The organism is Vogesella mureinivorans (assembly GCF_007644035.1).
In the GTDB taxonomy this organism is placed as follows: domain Bacteria; phylum Pseudomonadota; class Gammaproteobacteria; order Burkholderiales; family Chromobacteriaceae; genus Vogesella; species Vogesella mureinivorans.
On the sequence record NZ_VMTV02000576.1, the window covers coordinates 1 to 268 of the forward strand.

Genomic DNA, 268 nt, shown 5'->3' on the forward strand with positions numbered 1-268 from the left:
GCTGGGTTACCTTTAGGTTCAACAGAAGTTGTACGTCCAACGGTGATGGTCAATATCATTGGTCAATATCCACCATTGGAAGAGGTTTTGGCATTAGAAGGTGCTCATGTGCATCTTTATAACAAGACTGAGCGTGAAGGTCGTAAAATTGGACATATCACGTTGATGCCAAATGATTCTAAGGAATTAACGACGCTATGCCGTCAGTTAGCAAAAATTCTGCCAAATCCACTGTCATTAAGTGAAGATATGAGCATCTAAACTCACT

General features: G+C 40.7%; 1 protein-coding gene. It reads left to right on the forward strand.

The annotated features are described in order from the left end of the window. Positions 1 to 261: hypothetical protein (locus FLQ44_RS14625; RefSeq protein ID WP_439144935.1), on the forward strand; the 261-nt coding region annotated here is incomplete at its 5' end. Between the last annotated feature and the right edge of the window lie 7 nt (positions 262 to 268).